Origin of the sequence: Povalibacter sp. (assembly GCF_036735925.1) — a bacterium.
Classification (GTDB): domain Bacteria; phylum Pseudomonadota; class Gammaproteobacteria; order Steroidobacterales; family Steroidobacteraceae; genus Steroidobacter.
The window spans coordinates 1-2,308 of record NZ_DAINNK010000090.1 but is presented as its reverse complement, the minus strand read 5'-3'; the positions used below and the strand labels follow the sequence as shown (position 1 = coordinate 2,308).

Sequence of the window (2,308 nt, the reverse complement as noted above, 5' to 3'; positions counted from 1 at the left end):
TCACTCTCCCGCAATCGTCATCTTCTCCAGAAGAATCGACCCCGTCCGCACGCCGCCGCGCGCATCGACATCGCTGCCCACCGCGACGATGTTCCGCAGCATGTCCTTGAGATTGCCGGCAATCGTGATCTCGTGGACGGGATAGGCGATGGCGCCGTTCTCGACCCAGAACCCCGCAGCGCCGCGCGAATAGTCGCCCGTGACGCCATTGACGCCCTGCCCCATCAGCTCTGCAACGACCAGACCGCGATTCATCCGTCGCAGCAGCGCATCGAAATCCTCGGTGCCATGGCCCACGAAAAGATTGTGGACACCGCCGGCATTGCCCGTGGTCTTCAGCCCAAGCTTGCGGGCCGAGTACGTGCCGAGGATGTAGCCGTCGAGCACGCCAGCAGCGACGAGTTCGCGATCGTGCGTGGCGCAACCTTCGCTGTCGAACGGCGCGCTGCCGAGCGCCTTCGGAATATGTGGCCGCTCGGAAATGCTGAACCAGTCCGGAAAGACCTGCGTGCCCGCAGCATCGAGCAGGAACGAAGCACGCCGATACTGGCTGCCGCCGCGAATGGCGCCGAGAAAATGGCCGATGAGTCCGCGCGCCAGCTCGGGCACGAACAGCACGGGCGCCGTCGTGGTCGAGGGCTTGCGGGCATTCAGGCGACGTAGTGCGCGTTCGGCGGCCGTACGGCCGATCTTTTCGCCGTCCTCGAGCTCACGCCAGTCGCGCACCGAGCTGTACCAGTAGTCGCGCTGCATTTCGTCGCGTTCCTGCGCGATGACCACGCAGCTCAGGCTGTGGATCGTGCTCGGATAGCCGCCGAGAAATCCCAGCGAGTTGCCGTAGACGCGAATGCCGCGATGGCTCGACAGCGTCGCGCCTTCCGAATTGCCGATGCGCTTGTCGACGGCCAGCGCCGCCGCTTCGCAGGCGACCGCGAGATCGCGCGCCTGATCGGGTTCGATGTTCCAGGGATGACTCAGATCCAGGTCCGGAATCGCGGTGGCGAGCGTGTCGGGATCCGGCAGGCCGGCGCAGTCGTCTTCCGCCGTGAATCCGGCAATGCTGTACGCCTTCGCCACGGTCTCGCGGATCGCAGCGGCGCCGAGATCCGCCGTGCTCGCCGAGCCCTTGCGTTTGCCGCGGTAGATGGTGATGCCCATGCCGCGATCGCGCTGGTACTCGAGCGTTTCCACTTCGCCCAGACGGGCCGTGACGGACAGACCCGTGTCGACGCTGATGGCCACTTCAGCATCGGTGGCGCCGAGTCCACGCGCCTCGGCAATGGCCATGGTGACCAGCGACTCGAGATCGGACCGGCTGAGCGACTGGCTCGCGGGCAGCGGGCTGCGTGCGGAAACAGGCTGGGAAGACGTCATGCCGCGATCTTATCAGGCACGACCTCGCGGCATTGCGCGGCTTTCGCGAGGCTGCCGCCCGTTCTATCCTCCGGCCATGATCGACGAAGAAGATGACGATGGCCCGAGCAAGAGCGAACGCAAGCGCCAGAGCGACGATCTGCAGGCGCTCGGCGAAGCGCTGATCGACCTGCCCCAGGCGGAGCTGGACGCCCTGCCGTTGCCGGAGAATCTGCGCGACGCCGTGCTGCTCGCGCGCCGGATCACGGCGCACGGCGGGCTGTATCGTCAGAAGCAGTACATCGGCAAGTTGATGCGCAAGATCGACGCCGAGCCGATCCGCATCGCGCTCGATGCCCGGCGCGACCGCGAACGCCTCGCCACCCTGAGGTTCCGGCGCATCGAACAGTGGCGCGACCGGATCGTCCGCGAGGGACGCCCCGCGCTCGATCAGTTCGCCCGCGAATGCGAGGGCGGGATTTCGCCGCCGGCGCTCGCCGAACTCACGACCCTCGCCGATCAGGCCGTGCGGGAGCAGCGGGAAAAACTGCCGCCGCGGGCCACCCGCGAACTGTTCCGGAAGCTGCGCGAGGCCATGCCGGAGTAACCCGGCCTGCTACACTTCCCGGCATGAAACCGCTCGTTGGCATCATCATGGGTTCCCGGTCCGACTGGGAAACGCTGCAGCCCGCCGCAGACACCCTGCAGAAACTCGGCGTCGCGCATGAAACGCGCGTCGTCTCCGCCCATCGCACGCCCGATCTGCTGTTCGAATACGCGAGCACGGCACGTGAGCGCGGCCTGGAAGTGATCATCGCGGGCGCCGGCGGCGCCGCCCATCTGCCCGGTATGACCTCATCGAAGACCACCCTGCCCGTGCTCGGCGTACCCGTGCAGTCGAAGGCATTGAACGGCATGGATTCGCTGCTGTCGATCGTGCAGATGCCCGCCGGCA

The 2,308-nt window shown here is 66.7% G+C and carries 3 protein-coding genes; 2 read left to right on the top strand and 1 reads right to left on the bottom strand.

Translation table 11 applies throughout. The annotated features are described in order from the left end of the window. Entirely contained in the window at window positions 1-1,374 is a 1,374-nt protein-coding gene (gene pmbA / locus V7D81_RS20065) for a metalloprotease PmbA (protein ID WP_324319621.1), read from the bottom strand. A gap of 76 nt (window positions 1,375-1,450) precedes the next feature. On the opposite strand from pmbA, the gene yjgA reads away from it, so the two are divergent. Together yjgA and purE are read left to right on the top strand one after the other, a co-directional pair. Continuing rightward, the gene (yjgA, locus tag V7D81_RS20060) at window positions 1,451-1,960 is read left to right on the top strand and encodes a ribosome biogenesis factor YjgA (protein ID WP_324319619.1); all 510 of its coding nucleotides are present in this window, start codon (window positions 1,451-1,453) and stop codon (window positions 1,958-1,960) included. 23 nt (window positions 1,961-1,983) lie between these two features. Then, window positions 1,984-2,308, top strand: a 325-nt coding sequence (purE, locus tag V7D81_RS20055; protein WP_324319616.1) for a 5-(carboxyamino)imidazole ribonucleotide mutase, incomplete at its 3' end; no start/stop codon positions are given.